Annotated in this window: 15 protein-coding genes; 5 read left to right on the top strand and 10 right to left on the bottom strand. The window is 68.8% G+C overall.

The genetic code is table 11. The annotated features are described in order from the left end of the window. Window positions 1–110 precede the first annotated feature (110 nt). Entirely contained in the window at window positions 111–1,736 is a 1,626-nt protein-coding gene (locus OHS70_RS35260; RefSeq protein ID WP_328404381.1) for an acyl-CoA synthetase, read from the top strand. Window positions 1,737–1,917: 181 nt separating this feature from the next. Here OHS70_RS35260 and OHS70_RS35255 read toward each other — a convergent pair whose 3' ends face one another. The 5 genes from OHS70_RS35255 to OHS70_RS35235 all read right to left on the bottom strand — a co-directional run bounded on the left by OHS70_RS35255 (window position 1,918) and on the right by OHS70_RS35235 (window position 6,788). Next, on the bottom strand, window positions 1,918–2,448 hold the full coding sequence (locus OHS70_RS35255) for a VOC family protein (protein ID WP_328404379.1): 531 nt from the start codon (window positions 2,446–2,448) through the stop codon (window positions 1,918–1,920). A gap of 71 nt (window positions 2,449–2,519) precedes the next feature. Then, window positions 2,520–3,353 (bottom strand): alpha/beta fold hydrolase, encoded by an 834-nt coding sequence (locus tag OHS70_RS35250; protein ID WP_328404377.1) that lies wholly within the window; start codon window positions 3,351–3,353, stop codon window positions 2,520–2,522. A gap of 167 nt (window positions 3,354–3,520) precedes the next feature. After that, window positions 3,521–4,225 (bottom strand): nucleotidyltransferase domain-containing protein, encoded by a 705-nt coding sequence (locus OHS70_RS35245; RefSeq protein ID WP_328404375.1) that lies wholly within the window; start codon window positions 4,223–4,225, stop codon window positions 3,521–3,523. Between the two features lie 98 nt (window positions 4,226–4,323). Continuing rightward, a complete protein-coding gene (locus OHS70_RS35240; RefSeq protein WP_328404373.1) occupies window positions 4,324–6,021 on the bottom strand; it encodes a TROVE domain-containing protein in 1,698 nt (565 codons plus the stop codon). 380 nt (window positions 6,022–6,401) lie between these two features. Further along, window positions 6,402–6,788 (bottom strand): VOC family protein, encoded by a 387-nt coding sequence (locus OHS70_RS35235; protein WP_328404371.1) that lies wholly within the window; start codon window positions 6,786–6,788, stop codon window positions 6,402–6,404. 124 nt (window positions 6,789–6,912) lie between these two features. Here OHS70_RS35235 and paaK point away from each other — a divergent pair, with 124 nt between their 5' ends. Beyond that, complete coding sequence (paaK, locus tag OHS70_RS35230) at window positions 6,913–8,208, top strand: phenylacetate--CoA ligase PaaK (protein WP_328404369.1); 1,296 nt, start codon at window positions 6,913–6,915, stop codon at window positions 8,206–8,208. 260 nt (window positions 8,209–8,468) lie between these two features. Here paaK and OHS70_RS35225 read toward each other — a convergent pair whose 3' ends face one another. The 4 genes from OHS70_RS35225 to OHS70_RS35210 form a co-directional block, all read right to left on the bottom strand. Then, the gene (locus OHS70_RS35225) at window positions 8,469–9,122 is read right to left on the bottom strand and encodes a class I SAM-dependent DNA methyltransferase (RefSeq protein WP_328404367.1); all 654 of its coding nucleotides are present in this window, start codon (window positions 9,120–9,122) and stop codon (window positions 8,469–8,471) included. Between the two features lie 79 nt (window positions 9,123–9,201). After that, window positions 9,202–9,693 carry a hypothetical protein gene (locus OHS70_RS35220; RefSeq protein WP_328404365.1) on the bottom strand — a complete coding sequence of 164 codons (492 nt, stop codon included), beginning with the start codon at window positions 9,691–9,693 and terminating at the stop codon, window positions 9,202–9,204. 161 nt (window positions 9,694–9,854) lie between these two features. Continuing rightward, entirely contained in the window at window positions 9,855–10,277 is a 423-nt protein-coding gene (locus tag OHS70_RS35215; RefSeq protein ID WP_328404363.1) for a DUF6415 family natural product biosynthesis protein, read from the bottom strand. A 247-nt stretch (window positions 10,278–10,524) separates the two neighbouring features. Then, window positions 10,525–11,709, bottom strand: coding sequence for a helix-turn-helix domain-containing protein (locus OHS70_RS35210; protein WP_328404361.1), 1,185 nt, complete (start codon window positions 11,707–11,709; stop codon window positions 10,525–10,527). A gap of 117 nt (window positions 11,710–11,826) precedes the next feature. On the opposite strand from OHS70_RS35210, the gene OHS70_RS35205 reads away from it, so the two are divergent. From OHS70_RS35205 to OHS70_RS35195, 3 genes are all read left to right on the top strand, one after another. After that, window positions 11,827–12,366, top strand: coding sequence for a flavoprotein (locus OHS70_RS35205; RefSeq protein ID WP_328404359.1), 540 nt, complete (start codon window positions 11,827–11,829; stop codon window positions 12,364–12,366). A 281-nt stretch (window positions 12,367–12,647) separates the two neighbouring features. Continuing rightward, window positions 12,648–13,535, top strand: coding sequence for a hypothetical protein (locus tag OHS70_RS35200; protein ID WP_328404357.1), 888 nt, complete (start codon window positions 12,648–12,650; stop codon window positions 13,533–13,535). Then, window positions 13,535–13,936, top strand: a complete 402-nt coding sequence (locus OHS70_RS35195; protein WP_328404355.1) for a hypothetical protein — start codon at window positions 13,535–13,537, stop codon at window positions 13,934–13,936. Before OHS70_RS35200 ends, OHS70_RS35195 begins: the two co-directional genes overlap by 1 nt. On the opposite strand, the gene OHS70_RS35190 is transcribed toward OHS70_RS35195, so the two are convergent. Beyond that, entirely contained in the window at window positions 13,841–15,133 is a 1,293-nt protein-coding gene (locus tag OHS70_RS35190) for a hypothetical protein (RefSeq protein ID WP_328404353.1), read from the bottom strand. The two genes, OHS70_RS35195 and OHS70_RS35190, sit on opposite strands and share 96 nt — an antisense overlap. Between the last annotated feature and the right edge of the window lie 40 nt (window positions 15,134–15,173).

Below are 15,173 nucleotides of genomic sequence, written 5' to 3'. Positions count from 1 at the left end.
AATAGTTTTCTGACACTCAGTCAGATTTCTTGGCGCGAGACCTTCCCTGTTGTTCACAGCGGCGCTCTAATGACCGCCGAGCCGAAGTTCGCCGGGGGTCAGGAGGAGCGGTGGAGTACAACCTTGCGGACCTGTTCGAATCGGTCGTCGATGTGGTCCCGGAGCGCGAGGCGCTCCTGTACATCGACCATCCCGGCACCGGCGCCGAGCGGCGGCTCACCTACGCGGAACTGGACGCCGCGGCCAACCGCATCGCTCATCACCTCCTCGACGCGGGTCTGCGGCCTGGCGAGCACGTCGGCCTGCATCTGTACAACGGCATCGAGTATCTGCAGACCGTGCTCGGCGCACTCAAGGCCCGCCTCGTGCCGGTGAACGTCAACTACCGTTACGTGGAAGAGGAGCTGGTCCATCTCTACCGGGACGCCGATCTCGCCGCCCTCCTCTTCGACGCCGAGTTCACCGGGCGGGTCGCGGCCGCGCTGCGTCGCACGGACAAGCTGCGCCACCTCGTGCGGGTCGGCACCCCGGCCGAGTCGGCGCCGGACCTGGACACGGTCTCCTTCACCGCCGCCGAGTCCGCTGCCTCGCCGGACCGGGGATTCACGCCGCGCTCCGCCGACGACCAGTTCATCATCTACACCGGCGGCACCACGGGCATGCCCAAGGGTGTGATGTGGCGTCAGGAGGACCTGTTCTTCTCGGGACTGGGCGGCGGCGCACCGACCGGCGAACCCGTCTCCTCCCCCGAGGAACTGGCCCAGCGCGTGGCCGCGGGCGGCGACGGCATCACCTTCTTCCCCACTCCCCCGCTGATGCACGGCACCTCGACACTGACGGCGTTCATCGGTTTCAACTTCGGGCAACGGATCGTCGTCCACCGCAAGTTCGTGCCGCACGAGGTGCTGCGGACGATCGAGAAGGAGAAGGTCACCAGCGTGTCGCTGGTCGGCGACGCGATGCTGCGCCCGCTGATCGACGCACTGAACGGTCCGCTCAAGGGCTGCGACCTCTCGTCGGTGTTCAGCGTCTCGAGCTCGGGAGCGATCATGTCGGAGACGGTGCGCGCGCAGTTCAGCGCCCTGGCTCCGCATGTGATGCTGCTGAACAACTTCGGCTCGTCCGAGTCCGGCTTCAACGGCACCGCGACCGAGGACTCGGGACCGGACAGCGGGTTCCGGCTGCGGGTCAACTCCCGTACGACAGTGGTGGACCCGGTGACGCACGAGCCGGTGAAGCCGGGTGAGCCCGGCCGCATCGCGCAGCGCGGCCATGTCCCGCTCGGCTACTACAACGACCCGGTGAAGACGGCCGAGACCTTCTTCCAGCGCCAGGGTGAGCGGTGGGTGCTGCTCGGCGACATGGCCACCGTGGACGAGGACGGCATCGTCACCGTCCTCGGACGCGGCTCGCAGTGCATCAACACCGGTGGCGAGAAGGTGTACCCGGAGGAGGTCGAGCAGGCGCTCAAGGCCCATCCGGATGTGTACGACGTGCTGGTGGCGGGGGTGCCCGATGCGACATGGGGCAACCATGTGGCGGCCGTCGTGCAGATACGGGAGGGAGCGCCCGCGCCGACGCTGGACGACATCCGGTCCCACTGCCGCAGCCGTCTCGCCGGCTACAAGATCCCGCGGCAGCTGGTGATCGCGGCGGAGATTCAGCGCTCGCCGAGCGGCAAGGCGGACTACCGGTGGGCGCGGTCGGTCGCGGTGGAGGCCGCGGAGATCGCCTGAGGCGCGTACATGCCGGGGCCGGCAGCGCCGCCGCCGGGGTCGCGGGCCGGCCGTTCCGCCGGCCGCCGAAGCCCCGTCCGACGAGCGGCCCGGGAAACGGCACGGCTGTGCGCATCCCCTCCCTCCTCTTCCTACCGCGGAACGGCACGGAAGGAAGAGGAGCGACCCCAGGTGCCGAGGCTCAGTCGTCGTCCGCCGGCAGGACCTGCTCGCCGTTGAACATGCCGAGCCGCTCCCGGTAGAGCTCCAGCGGTACGCCGTTGGGGTCACGGAAGTAGAGGCTGTCCTCCACCCCCCGGTCCGGGCCGATGTACGCGATGCCCGCCTTGTCGAACGACGTGCGTGCCGCGTCGAACTCCCTGGCCTCCACCGACAGCGCGACGTGCTGCACTCCGCCGACCGTCTCCGTGGCGGGCGGATGCTCATGACCGGGGAAGTCGAAGAAGCCGAGCAGATTGCCGTTGCCGATGTCGAAGAAGAAGTGGGTGGAGCCCCGGTAGTCGCGGTTCTCCACGATCTCGACCAGCGGGAAGCCCAAGAACTCCTGGTAGAAGCGGATGGTCTCCTCGACATCACGGCAGATGAAGGCCACGTGGTGGATGCCGCGCGTCGTGGTCCGGGGCCGGTCCTCGTGATCCTGCAGATAGCGCCGCTTCAGCTCCTCCCTGCGGGCGCGGACGGCCTCGAGCTCGGTTCCCTCGGGCTGGGGCATCGCGGTCTCCTTCACGGCGGTTGTTTGCGTGATTCAACTACTATCTCGCATCTTCCCCCGATCACGCCCGCTCACAAGGGCAGGAACCGGGCAACCGTCCGTACGTACCACTGAGGATCGTCCAGCCAGGGGAAGTGACCCCCGCCGGACTGCACGACGCATTCGCCGGCCGGGAACAGCGCAGCCGGCCCACCGGCCCGGTCGGGTCGCGGAGCGCCGTCCAGCTCACCGGCCAGCACCAGCACCGGCGCCTCCAGGGCCCTCAGCGCGGCCCGGGCGGCCGGCGGGTCATAGGCACCGGGGCCGCCGAAGCGGGCGGCTGCCTCGCGGTTGACCTGCTCCAGGTCCGTCGCGGCATGCGCCTCGGCCGCCGCGTCCCAGCTCCCGTAGAAGAACGGCGCGAACGAGTCCTTCGGCTCCTGACCGCTCAGCGCCGCCTCGAAGGCGGTGTACGCGGCCTCGAACCAGGGCTCGCCGCTGCGCAGCCGGGCCGCGGCCAGGCGTTCCTCCGCGGTGGCCTGCATCTCCAGGGCCCAGGCGTTGGGCGTGATCAGGGCGAGCCGCCGTATGCGCTCCGGGTGCCGGGCGGCGTACAGCAGGGCCAGGTTGCCGCCCGCCGAATGGGCCAGCAGGTTGACCTGTTCCAGGCCGATATGTGCGCGCAGCGCCTCGACGTCGCCGACCTGCCGGTCGCACCGGTACGACTCCGGGTCGGCCGGCACCGCCGACGCCCCCGTGCCGCGTAGATCCAGCAGCACCAGCTGTCGGTGCCCGCTGAGCCCACCCAGATCCCCGTAGTAGGCGGAAGCGCGCATCGGACCGCCCGGCAGACAGATCAGCGGCTCCCCCTCCCCCATGAGGTGGTACGCGAGCTCGGTCCCGTCATGCGCTCTGAACGTCCCCATGCGGTGATCTTCACCAGCCGCGCGCCGTCGTGGCAATGGGCTTGCGCCCACAGCGCAGCCGGACGACCGGTCGGCCACGAGCGTTGCACCGAAGCGCGGTCAGTGGTCCCGTCCCGGCCTGCCGCACCCACAGCCGAGCCGGAGCAGGGACTGCACCAGGCCGTCGGTCACGACCCCTCCCGCCCCTCCACCGCGTAGTAGTGGGCGCGCACACGCCGCAGCCACGCTTCGGCGGGCGCCTCGTCGGCCTGCTCGGGCAGGGCGCTGCGCGTCTCGTCGAAGGCCTGTTCGTAGTGCTGCAGCAGCGGCAGCGCGGCCATCGCGTCCGCCGCGACCTGTTCACCGAACCGGTAGTACTCGTCGGGGTCGTCGACGCGGATGCTCAGGTGTCCGGTGGCGTAGAGCTCGTAGCCCTGCCCGCAGAGGCGCTTGAGGTGGCGGGCGTGCTTGGCGGTGCGCTTGCGGGTGTCGGCGCAGAGCGCGCCGTCGCCCCGGTCGTAGAGCCGTTTGAACTGCTGGGTGGCGTATCCGAGATAGGCGTCGCGGACCCGCTTGGCGGACAGCAGCGACGCCCGGAGACCGATCAGCTCGTCACCGAGCGGCGTGCGCACCTCGTACAGCTCATCGGGGAGCCAGACGAGTTCGTTGACGGTGGGGTTGCCGCGCAGGGCAAGCCGGCACCATTTGGCGACCTCGTGGAGGGTGCTGTCCGGCGCGGTCGTGACGTGCGACTCCTTCGGGGGGTGGAGGCCGTGGAGGTCCTCGGTCGGGGCGGCGAACACGCCGAGGCGGTCCACGTCCGATCCTTCGCGGGCAAGGCCGTACGCGGTGGAGCCGACTATGCCGGACAGCAGGATGTTCTTGGAGGTCACAGCTGCCTCTCTCTTGTGTGGTGTATGGCGGGCGGGAGCACCGGCTGCTCGTCCGCCGGCGCGGCGCCGACGCGGCACGGTCCCGCGTCGGCGCCCCTTCAGCTCTGCCGGCGGGCGTCGGACCCTGTGCTCGGCCCCTGCTGCTCCCACGGCCAGGAGGCGTCGCGACCGGCGTCCAGGAGCGGGATCATGCGGAACGCCGCGTCGGTCAGGCCGCCCAGCGCGTGCCGGTTGCCGCCGCCGGAGGCCGTCGCGGCCTCCCGGTAGCCGGCCATGTTCCACATGTACACCGGCACCGTCCCCGGGATGAGGTCGTCGATCTGCGTCTCGCGCATCCCCCCGTATCCGGAGCAGTTCGACGGCAGCCAGCCGGGCCGGGTCTGCTCGTCGGTGACGATGACGACGCGGTCGTGCCCGTCGAAGTGCTTCTTCACCGCCGAGGGGATGTCAGTGCCACCGATCTGCCCGAACGCCTCGACCAGGCGCAGGACGCTCCCGCCGTTCGGGACGCTCATGACGTTCGAGGTCTGGCCGAACTCGACCAGGGTCGGGCGCTCGGCGCGCATCGCAAGGGCTGACCCGAACACGGCGGCCTGCTCCGCAAGTGAGATGTCCGACCGGTTCGGAGTCGAGTAGCCGTATCCCGGGAACATCGACGGCGACCGGTCCACCAGGATCAGCGTCCGGCCGTGCAGCGCGGGCACGTTGGCGAGCGAGTGCCCGATCGCCTGCTCGAGTGCGTGCGCCCAGCGCAGTGACGGCGCTGCCTTGTACGCGGCCCACCAGCGGAACGGGAACATGCGCGAGCGGCGCACCTGGCCGGCATCGGCGAACCGCGACGCGACGGTGGCGGCGACGGCGTCACAGACACCGGCCTGGTCGAAGTTGCGCAGGTTCCGGGCGAGCGCCATCAGCCCCATCGACGGGATGACCGCCTCCCACGCCGCGGCGTCCAGGGGACCCTGCACCCAGCCCGCCAGCGCCTCCCAGGTCATGCCGGCGTCGTCGAGCAGCGTCCGGTCCCACGGGTCCCGGAGCAGCGCGCGCCGGTCGGGCACGGGCATCGACATGAGCTTCGCGCGCCGGCGCAGCATCGCAAGCTGCTCCGGGATGCTCTCGTCGCGTCCGTGGCGGCGGTCCAGGGCGTGCTTGAACAGCGGCCCCTGCCAGGCCCGGTCAGGGCTCGGTGCGGCGTGGACGAGCTCGAGGACGTCGCCGAAGCGGAAGCCCTTGGAGTCGGTGTCGTACTTCAGCAGCGACCGCTCGTCGTAGAGGCGCTGGAGGGCGTCGGCGACACCGCGCTTGACGGGCTTCGGCAGCCGGCGGCCGTGGCGGGACGTCCAGTAGCCGAGCATCTCGCCCGGCTCGTCGGCACGCTGGAGCACGGACGCGATGACGGCGCGGTTCGAGTACGGCAGGGCTCCCTCGGCGGCAGTCTGCCCAGGGGCGGCGGCACGGTCCGCCTCGAGCCGGGCATGGACGAACTCGGCGGCGCCGACGAGCGCCGCGGTGCGCATGTTGCCCTCGCCGCGGAGCCAGCCGAGCAGGCCGGCGGTCCAGGCGGGGTCGTCGGCGGCGAGCTGCCGTACGAGGGCGGTGAACCGGTCGTCGCGCCGGCCGCCGGTCTCGTAGAAGGTGTCCTGCGAGACGAAGTTGGAGACCGCAAGCAGGAAGAGTTCGCTCTTGGCGTCGCGGAGGTGGGCGGTCGCTCCCTCGTGGGTGACGGTCCGCTCCCCGGTCGTGGTCACGGGCGAGCTTGCGGCCGGGCGGGCGCCGCGGGTGTTGAAGCGGGACATGAGAAACCCCTCGCTCGGAGGGGAAGCTCAGCAGTGGGTGCCCGAGATCAAGGTCGGTGGAGGAGACAAGGTGCTCTGACCGCTGAGCTACAGGGGCCGGGACCCCCGGCGGGATTCGAACCCGCGACCACCCCATTGACAGTGGAAGTATCCCCCGCCTGCGCACCGGGCACCCGATGCTGTGCCTCCCGAGATCAATGACGGCTGCGGTGCTTTCATCTCAAAGAAGTAACCGCGGCCTGCGCACCGGGAGGTGCAGATGAACCTGTGGGTCGACCGTAGCCCAGCCCGCACACGTCGCCCACCGAGTTTTCGCCCGCCTCCCTGGACACCGACCGAACGGAAGGCCCAGCACGCCGGTTTCGGGGACGTGTCCGGTGTCAGGGTCGGTAGCGCAGCGGGTGGTGTTCCGGCACTTCGACCAAGGCGATCCGTACTCCGTCCGGGTCTGCGATCCACATCTCGACCAGTCCCCACGGCTCCTCCTGCGGTGGACGCAGCACGTCCACACCTTTGCCGCGCAACTCCTCATGGGCTGCGTGCACATCAGCCACCTGCAGCCACATCCGCAGGGCCGGTGACGGCGGTACGTCCGAGCGGCCGGAGACCTCGAGGAAGCCGCCGCCGAGGAAGTACACCGTGCCGCGCTCGGGTCCGGTGCCGAATTCGCGGGCGATCGCCAGCCCGAGGGCACGGCCGTAGAAGTCGCGCGACCGCTGAGGGTCGGTGGGATGCAGCAGGATCCTGCTGCCCAGTACATGCACCATGCCCGGAGCGTACGGTGACGAGCCCGTGGCCCATGCCTTGACTCCGGGCGGGTGGGCTGGATAACTGGTCCGGAGCAGCACGACCGAATGATCGGTCGCCCGGTTCGGGATGGGAGTTTCCGCGATGACGGACCTGCTGGACGCGGCGGAGCGGCTCGGTCGCGAGGAGCTCGGAGCCCTGCAGCTCGAGCGGCTTCAGCAGACCCTGCACCACGTGTACGAGAACGTCGCCTTCTACCGGGACGCATTCGACAAGGCAGGACTGCGGCCCGAGGACTGCCGCACCCTCGCCGATCTCGCGCGCTTCCCCTTCACCACCAAGGCCGACCTGCGGGACAACTACCCCTTCGGCATGTTCGCCGTCGAACAGTCCCAGGTGCGGCGCATCCATGCCTCCAGCGGCACGACGGGCCGGCCCACCGTGGTCGGCTACACCGAGCGCGACCTGGACACCTGGGCGGATGTGGTGGCCCGCTCGATCCGCGCGGCCGGCGGCCGGCCGGGCCACAAGGTCCATGTGGCGTACGGATACGGACTGTTCACGGGCGGCCTCGGCGCGCACTACGGCGCGGAGCGCCTCGGCTGCACGGTCATCCCCGCATCCGGCGGTATGACGGCACGCCAGGTGCAGCTGATCCAGGACTTCCGGCCCGAGATCATCATGGTCACCCCGTCGTACATGCTGACACTGCTCGACGAGTTCGAGCGGCAGGGCATCGACCCGCGGGCGACCTCTCTCAAGGTCGGCATATTCGGCGCCGAGCCGTGGACGGAGGAGATGCGCCGCGAGATCGAAGAGCGGTTCGCCATCGACGCCGTGGACATCTACGGGCTGTCGGAGGTGATGGGACCGGGCGTCGCCCAGGAGTGCGTGGAGACCAAGGAAGGACTGCACATCTGGGAGGACCACTTCTACCCAGAGGTCGTCGATCCGCTCACCGGCGAGGTGCTGCCGGACGGCGAGAGCGGTGAGCTCGTCTTCACCTCGCTCACCAAGGAGGCCATGCCGGTGATCCGATACCGGACACGGGACCTCACCAGGCTGCTGCCGGGCACGGCACGGCAGTTCCGCCGGATGGAGAAGGTGACCGGGCGCAGCGACGACATGGTGATCCTGCGCGGCGTGAATCTCTTCCCCACCCAGATCGAGGAGATCGTGCTGCGCACGACCCATGTGGCCCCGCACTTCCAGCTGCGCCTGACCCGCGAGGGACGGCTCGACGCGCTCACGGTGCACGCCGAGGCACGCGCGGAGGCGAGTGCCGAGCAGCGCGCGGCAGCCGAGCGGGCGATCGCCGCGGCCGTCAAGCACGGGATCGGGGTGTCCGTCACGGTGGAAGTGGTCGACCCCGAGACACTCGAGCGCTCGGTGGGCAAGATCAAACGGATCGTGGACCTCCGGGAGCTCCGCGAAAACTGACGCCACCACGGATACCGGACGGGATGTTGACACCGGTCCGCCCGAGTGACTGCATGGTCCAACCTGCTCACCACGCAGTCACTTCGGGGAGGCACGTTGCCTACGGCTCGCTGCTTCTGACCTCCGGCGCACGGGAGATGACCGTTCCGGAGCTCACCGACACAGGTTTCGCCTCGGGACCCCCACCCCGACGTGCTTCAGGCAGCAGTCGGCCTGCGCACCAACTGGTGCGCAGGCCGACTGCTGTCCGTTCCAGACGGTCAGCGGTGGGCGCGGATGAGGAGGGTACCGATGTGGCCGGGCTCAGGCGCGTCGAGTACGGACGCTTCCACGTCTCGGAAGCCGGCCTTCTCGAGCATCTGGGTCCAGCGCTCGGGCGTGTAGCTGTAGCGGTAGGTGTACATGGCCTTCCCGGTGAACCCTCCCTTGTACATGCCCTGCGGTCCGTAGGCGCCCGGGATGGCCGGCGGGTGGGAGAACGCCAGGACGCCGCCGGGGTTGAGCCGCTCGATGACAAGGGGGAAGAGCTTGGTGGGGTCGGTGAACCACACGGCACCGAAGATCGAGTAGATGGCGTCGTAGGTCTGCGTTCTGTCGCGCAGGTGCTCGAGCACTTCGGCACAGACGAATGCGGCGCCCTTGGGCCCCCATCGTTCGGCCGTCTTCTTCACCATGACGGGTGAGAGGTCCACCCCCGTGGCCTTGATGCCGCTCTGTGCCAGGTAAGCCACGGCCCGGCCGGTGCCGCAGCCGATCTCCAGGACGGTGCTCGGGTCGTCGAGGAGCTCGGGGCCCGGACCGTGGCCCGCGTACTGGGTCCAGTGGAAGACGGGCTCCATGTCGTCTTTGAAGGCACTGCTGGCGTACGTGTCCCAGAGCTCGGTCTCAGCAGCAATGTCGTGTTGTGCGGGCACAGAACTCCCTTTCGTGGGCGGGAACGGGCAAGGCCCCTGCCCCTCCGAGGGGAGGAGGGCAGGGGCCAGCGTAGAACGGTCAGTGGCTGTCAGGGACCTTGTTGTCGCAGGGCGAGCACTCCGCTCCGTCGTTGGCCCACAGCTCCTCGTCGATCTCGAAGCCGTTCGATCGCAGGAAGTCCGCGGTGCGCAGGCACAGGCCGTCGCTGCGGCGCTGGATGAACGGCGAGTGGTGCTTGTACCGGCCGCCGTTGTAGACGTCGCAGAGGGCGAAGTAGACGGGGGTGTCGAGGATGAGCTGATGGACGCCGATGTCCACGATCTTCCCAACGCCGAGGTGGACCTCGGGGTGCTCCATGGCCGTGATGGTGTACATGACGGCGTTCGCGAGGATGCGCTCGGCCATGTTGCGGACCATGGTGTTGTCGCGGAGCAGGAGCGCGATCTCGCGCTCCCAAATGGTGCCGCCGTCAGCCACGTTGCCGGTGAGACGGCGGATGTGAGGCTGGACGCCGTTGAGGATGACCTGCGGGTCGCGAGTGCGCGTCCCGGCCTCGACGAGGGTGCTCATCTGGCAATTCCTCCTGCACGGTGATGGGTGCGTGGAACTTGCTGTAAGGCCGCCGCGGACACCGTCCTGCCGGGATTCGGCCCGGGGCTGGGGGCTTGCGGACCCGCCCCGCTGGGTCTTCCGGGACACCGACGGGACGGGCGTTCATCGAAGTGCGACCCTTAACCCGGTTCGGTCGCCATGGGTGTGGTGCCGGGGATCGTTGGGGGGTGCAGGTTCTCGTAGTGGTCGCAAAGGGACCTGACGGAACGGGCGAGGCGCTCGGCCTGCCGGTAGGCGGCATCGGGGCCGAAGCCCGTGGTCGTGTGCAGCCGCCGCCACGCCTCGTCGACTCCGATGCGCGCCACGCACGCCGCCGGGTCCATTGCGGGCAGTTGGTTGACCCTGTTTCGGATCTCGGGCACCAGCACGTTCAGGTGGCCGCGGAGGGTGTCGGCCAGCTGGTCCAGGTCCTCCCGCAGCGGAGGTGCCTCACCAAGGGCGAGCACGCGCTGGGCGGTGCCCCTCATCGTGGCGATGTCGACCGGTCTCGGGTCGTGGCCCTCGGCTGCGGCCGAAGTCTGTGGCGCTGTACCTTGCTTCATGTCGACGCTCCTCGTAAGCGTGGGCCGCGCCCCGGGACCGTGTCAGCGGTCGCCGGGGTTACGTGGCGAACCAGAGCACGCGCCCGGTCCGTGTCCGCACAGCAGGCGTCGTAGCGCGGGCCGGCCCGAGTGGGCGCCCCGGCACTGGAGGTGGCGATGGCCACGCGTCGCTGATCGGGCATGGGACCAGCGTCGTGGCAGAGGAAGACGTCAACGCTCACAAAACTGTGAGCGCCGTGAGCGCTACCTACAGGCCGACCCAGGCGGCCATGCGGTTGAGGGTATCGGGCGTACGGCGCGCCATGTGCACGAGCCCGGTGATGGTCTCCCGAGCACCTGGGTGGTACCGGGTCTGCTCAGGGGCGGCCTGCCGAGCCTGCACCAGGGACTTGAGCGCGGCCTCGGTGTGGCCGGTCTCCATCTCGGACCGGGCCCGGTCGATGAGGAAGTGCGCCCGGCGGGAGACGGCGACGGACGTCGGCAGTCTGATGTCGCGGGCCTGGCACAGTGCGTCGTCGTAGAGGTGCATCTCGACCGCAGCAGATACCTGATGCAATGCGACGTTCGCCGGCCCGAAGGACAGCCAGTGCACGTCCGAGGCGTCCCCGATACGGCTGGCGATCTCCCCGGCCTGCTCGATGTGTGAGGTGAGCACGGTCTTCTCACGGGCCCGTGCGGCGATGACGGAAGCTCCGAGGTGGAGTTGTCCGGTGACGGCCTGCGCCTCCCGGGTGTCGTCAGCCTGGCCGACGATGCCGTGTCCAGCAGTGATGAGCCGTTGTCCGATGCGCAGCTCGCCCTCGCGGAAGTAGACCAGAGCCCGCATGTACTGGCGCACGGCGGCGAGGCAGGGGTCCGAGGCGCGCTGGGCGGCCCACTCCATGCGGTCGAGTGCGACCGTGCTCAAGTCGTAGTAGCCCAGCTTGACGCTCACATCGTGCGCTGTGCGGTACGTGGAGGCCAGGGCCTGCCACGCCTCGGTGCTGGGTTCGGCCCAGGCTCCACTGGTGAGTTCGGCGATGACGCCGGGCAGCGCGGTGGCGGCCTTGCGCAGGTGGGTGGCACGCACAAGCTGGCACAAGTCGTCGGCCGCGGTAACCAGGGCGTTGGTCGGCCGTACGACGAGCTCAGGATCCGCGCCAAGGTCGTACAGGTCGAGCGCCTCGCGGATGGGACGCACCAGGGCGGCCAGGCGGTCCTGTTGGAGCTCGGTCACGTAGGGCTGGCCCGTAAGCGCGGTGACGTCTATCCGCAGGGCGTGCGCAACTGCGGCCACGAAGTCCGCCGTCGCGGGGCGGGCGCCGCACTCCACTTGGTTGAGCAGGCTGTACGAGTAGGGGATCCGCGCGGATAGTTGCTTCTGCGTGAGCCTGGCCAGTTTCCGCTGTTCTTTGATGCGGGTACCCGTGTGGTTGTCGTCCAGTCTCGGCATGCTGGTCTCCGCTCCTTGCAGCCACTTGAAACGGTACTCACGCCTATCATGTGAGTGCACACTTCCGCCCCGAATCCTCCTCGGATCGGGGCGGAGTCGTGTGATCGGATAGGGCCCATGATCCGGACTCTGTATCTCTTCGCCTCAGCTGCTCCGCCTGTGTTCGACATCGCGAAGGTGATCGAAGACGCGCAGACCCGCAGCTGGGACGTCTGCCTCGGCCTGACGCCAACTGCGGCCCGCTGGCTCGAGAACAGCCTCGACGGTCTGGCCGCACTCACCGGTCACCCGATCCGATCCGAGTACAAACTGCCTGGCCAGCCAGACGTTTGGCCGCCCGCTGACATCATCCTGGTCGCTCCCGCGACGTTCAACACCATGAATGAGTGGGCGCTCGGGCTCACAAGCAAGTTCGTCGTCGGAGTGATGGCCGAAGGGATCGGCAAGGGGATCCCGACGGTGACGATGCCGTGCGTGAACGCGGCCTACGTGCAGCACCCGCAGTTCGAACGGTCGGTGGAGACCCTGCGGGGCGCGGGGGTCACAGTTCTGTACGGAGAAGGCGGCTTCGTGCCCAACCGGCCAGGACAAGGTCGGCCCGAAGGCTACCCTTGGCACCTGGCCCTCGACGCAGCTGAGGCAGTTGGCCCACGCTGAAAGCAGCGTGCCCCGCTCCGGGGCATCACTCCCGAAGCGGGGCCAGAAGCAACCACCGCAATGCTTGGTGGATGATGAGCCCACTGTACGACCGGGCTCTGACAGTCATGCGGACGCACAAAGTTGCCTGCCTCCTCCTGCCCGAAGGCAGGAGGGGGAAAAGCTGACCGGTGCCCACAGAACCCGGGATGGGGCGCCGTCATGGTCCTCAGGGATACCACGGAGGCGGTCCAGGGCTACTCGGCCGGTAGCTCCGCCAGTGGGCCCGGTGGCGGCGCTGGTTGTTCTTCGACGACGCCCATTTCGACGAGCGTCTCAACGTCGGCCCCCGCCGGGACAGCAGCGCGGGGGTGGGCACCACCGGTCTCGGGGCCGGTGTGGTGCATTGGTTGTCGGTGTGGGTGCATACGGTGCCGACCATGAACCTTGATGATGTTCATTGGCAGATGACGCACTACTGCGGGGTGTCGCCGAGACTGGCGATCCTTCTCGTGGAGCAGGGTCATCTCGAGACCGCGGTGCGGGCGGCGGCTGAGCGTGGAGAGTGGTACTGCGCGCAGGAGGCTGTACGGGCGCTGTGCGCCCGGGGGGAGTTCGAGCGGGCCCGGTCGGTGATCGAGCCGTTCGTCGCGATCGGCTTGATGGCCGCCAAGGTTCTGGCGGCTGAGGTACTGATCGAGTGGGGGCGTATTGATGAGGGTCTGAAGCTGGTAGGCCCGGAAGATCTGGATCGGGTATCGGGCCGGGGCTGCCGGGACTTCGCGGAGCTGCTGGTGAAGGCCGGGCGGGTTGACGAGGCCATCGATGTCCTGACGCCCCATGTTCGCGAGGGCGGGATCGCCGCGTTGCTGGTGGAGATGACCGACGGGCAGGGCCGCGACGACCGCGTACTGGATCTGCTGGAGACTCTTGCGGCCAAGGGCCTGCAGGCTGCGGCCGATCAGGCCTGGAACTGGGATTTGTCGTCCTTGCAGGAACTCCGCGCCACCGTCTTGGAACGTGCCGGCCGCGTTGACGAGGCGATCCGCGTATTCGGCACCCATGTCACCGACCGCCGCGTCCGGAACGAGAACACCCTTACCCGCTACGCCCGCCTGCTCGCCCGCCATGACCGACTCGATGCCCTGCAGGACCTGGCCACCGGCCGCGACACCGACGGGTCGTCGTGATGGATCACCTGGCCGAGCGGCAAGAGCGCATTCTGCGGTGCATCCGCGGGGAGATCGTCGCCACCGGAGAAGGGCCCAGCATTCGCAGGATCGGGCAGTTCGTCGGCCTGTCCTCATCCTCGTCGGTCACCTACCATTTCGGGCGCCTCCAGGGTCGGGGCGTGGCGACGAGCAGCATGGCTACGGTGACGGTGCGGCGCATGGTCCCTCAGGGGCAGAGCAGGCATGGGTTGATTGAATCGATCGGTTGGCCTTGGCCTCGGGTCGCCAGCCGCCGCGAGGCGCGGGCGGCTGGCGGCCGCTGGCTAGCTGCGGCGCTTGAGCGGCTCGCACCCGCTAATGGTGACGACGCCGTCGGCTTCCGTGAGCGTGATGATGATGCGTTCGTCCGCGTTGGCTGACTTCAGCTTGGGGAACTTGCTGTCATCGGTGGGGTCGGTCGTGATCGAGCAGAACTCGAATGCGCCCTTCTGGGCACCGGCCGAGGTGTAGGTGCCGGGCGGGATGTCCTCGCCGACGATGTAGTCGCCGTCGCTGAACTCGCCCTCCTTCGCCGCCTCCTTGGCGCGGTTCTTCTTGCGCTCCTCGAGGTTCTTCTTGTTCTGCTCCTCGAGGTCCGCATACTCCTCTTCGAGGCTCTTCTCCTTGGGTGAGGCCGTCTTCTTGCTCGCGCCGCTGCTGGTCGTCCTGCTGCCGTCGTCGAGGGCGACACCGATGATCCCGAGGAAGAGGACGAAGCCGAAGATGCTGCCGAGGACGATGCCTACGATCGCGCCGGTACTCATGCCCTTCTTCGGGGGCGGGGGCGGCTGGTAAGGCGCAGGGCCACCGGCATAGTTGGAGCCGGGGTACTGCTGCCCCGCGTGGGGCTGCTGGTTGTAGGGCTGGTGCGGGCCCGGGTGCTGGTAGGTCACTGGGTCTTTCCCCTCGGGACTGTGGCGGCGGCGTGGGGGGATGATGCATGTATAAGCGTTCCTGATGGTTTTTATGGGCTGTTTGCCAAGGTCGTCGGATTGGGGCAGGGGGTCACCCCTGTCGCTGCAATCTGGGCAGTGGGGGATGGCGGCAGCCGGGAGCCGGGCTCGGTGGTGAAGTGCGGTGCGCCGGAGGACTCCCACCAGGAGCGGATGGCGTTGACCGTGCACAGCTGGGTCATGCGCTTTCATGCCGGTGTACGTCGTCTCGCGGGGGTCGACCTTGCGGGCGCTTACCCGTCCGCGCTTGCAGCCGGCGGAGCAGTCGCTCCGGTTGACGCCCTTCTCGGACCACAGGAGCTCCTGCATGCGTTCGGTGGACATGCCGTGGAGTCGCCGGTGGGAGAAGTGGGCCTGGGCGGCCATGGAGATGGAGTTGCGTACGGCGTCACGCTGGCGCCAAACGAAGTAGTTCGCCACCTCGACCGAGACGGACAGGGTGAACAGCCGGGCAGCGAACAGAGCTCGGGAGCTGGGCCGGCACTCGTTGAGCACCGCGGTGGCGAGCGCTGCGGATATCGACAGCTGCTTGGCCACCACTCCCCCGAACCACGGCTCAGTGCTGGACGAGCCGAAGTCCGTGACGAGCACGCTGGTCTCGTCGGATTGGATGTATGCGAACACTGCCCCCTGATCTCCTTGCAGAGCGCCTCCGCGACGGAGT

This window comes from Streptomyces sp. NBC_00390 (genome assembly GCF_036057275.1).
Classification (GTDB): Bacteria; Actinomycetota; Actinomycetes; order Streptomycetales; family Streptomycetaceae; genus Streptomyces.
This window is presented reverse-complemented; position numbering and strand designations above follow the sequence as displayed.

Bases quoted from the DNA above. Each gene is read 5' to 3' on its own strand.
- OHS70_RS35250 (WP_328404377.1), bottom strand. From the start codon at position 3,353: ATGGGGACGTTCAGAGCGCATGACGGGACCGAGCTCGCGTACCACCTC.
- OHS70_RS35220 (WP_328404365.1), bottom strand. From the start codon at position 9,693: ATGAGCACCCTCGTCGAGGCCGGGACGCGCACTCGCGACCCGCAGGTC.
- OHS70_RS35255 (WP_328404379.1), bottom strand. From the start codon at position 2,448: ATGCCCCAGCCCGAGGGAACCGAGCTCGAGGCCGTCCGCGCCCGCAGG.
- OHS70_RS35240 (WP_328404373.1), bottom strand. From the start codon at position 6,021: ATGTCCCGCTTCAACACCCGCGGCGCCCGCCCGGCCGCAAGCTCGCCC.
- OHS70_RS35210 (WP_328404361.1), bottom strand. From the start codon at position 11,709: ATGCCGAGACTGGACGACAACCACACGGGTACCCGCATCAAAGAACAG.
- OHS70_RS35195 (WP_328404355.1), top strand. From the start codon at position 13,535: ATGGATCACCTGGCCGAGCGGCAAGAGCGCATTCTGCGGTGCATCCGC.
- paaK (WP_328404369.1), top strand. From the start codon at position 6,913: ATGACGGACCTGCTGGACGCGGCGGAGCGGCTCGGTCGCGAGGAGCTC.
- OHS70_RS35235 (WP_328404371.1), bottom strand. From the start codon at position 6,788: ATGGTGCATGTACTGGGCAGCAGGATCCTGCTGCATCCCACCGACCCT.
- OHS70_RS35205 (WP_328404359.1), top strand. From the start codon at position 11,827: ATGATCCGGACTCTGTATCTCTTCGCCTCAGCTGCTCCGCCTGTGTTC.
- OHS70_RS35215 (WP_328404363.1), bottom strand. From the start codon at position 10,277: ATGAAGCAAGGTACAGCGCCACAGACTTCGGCCGCAGCCGAGGGCCAC.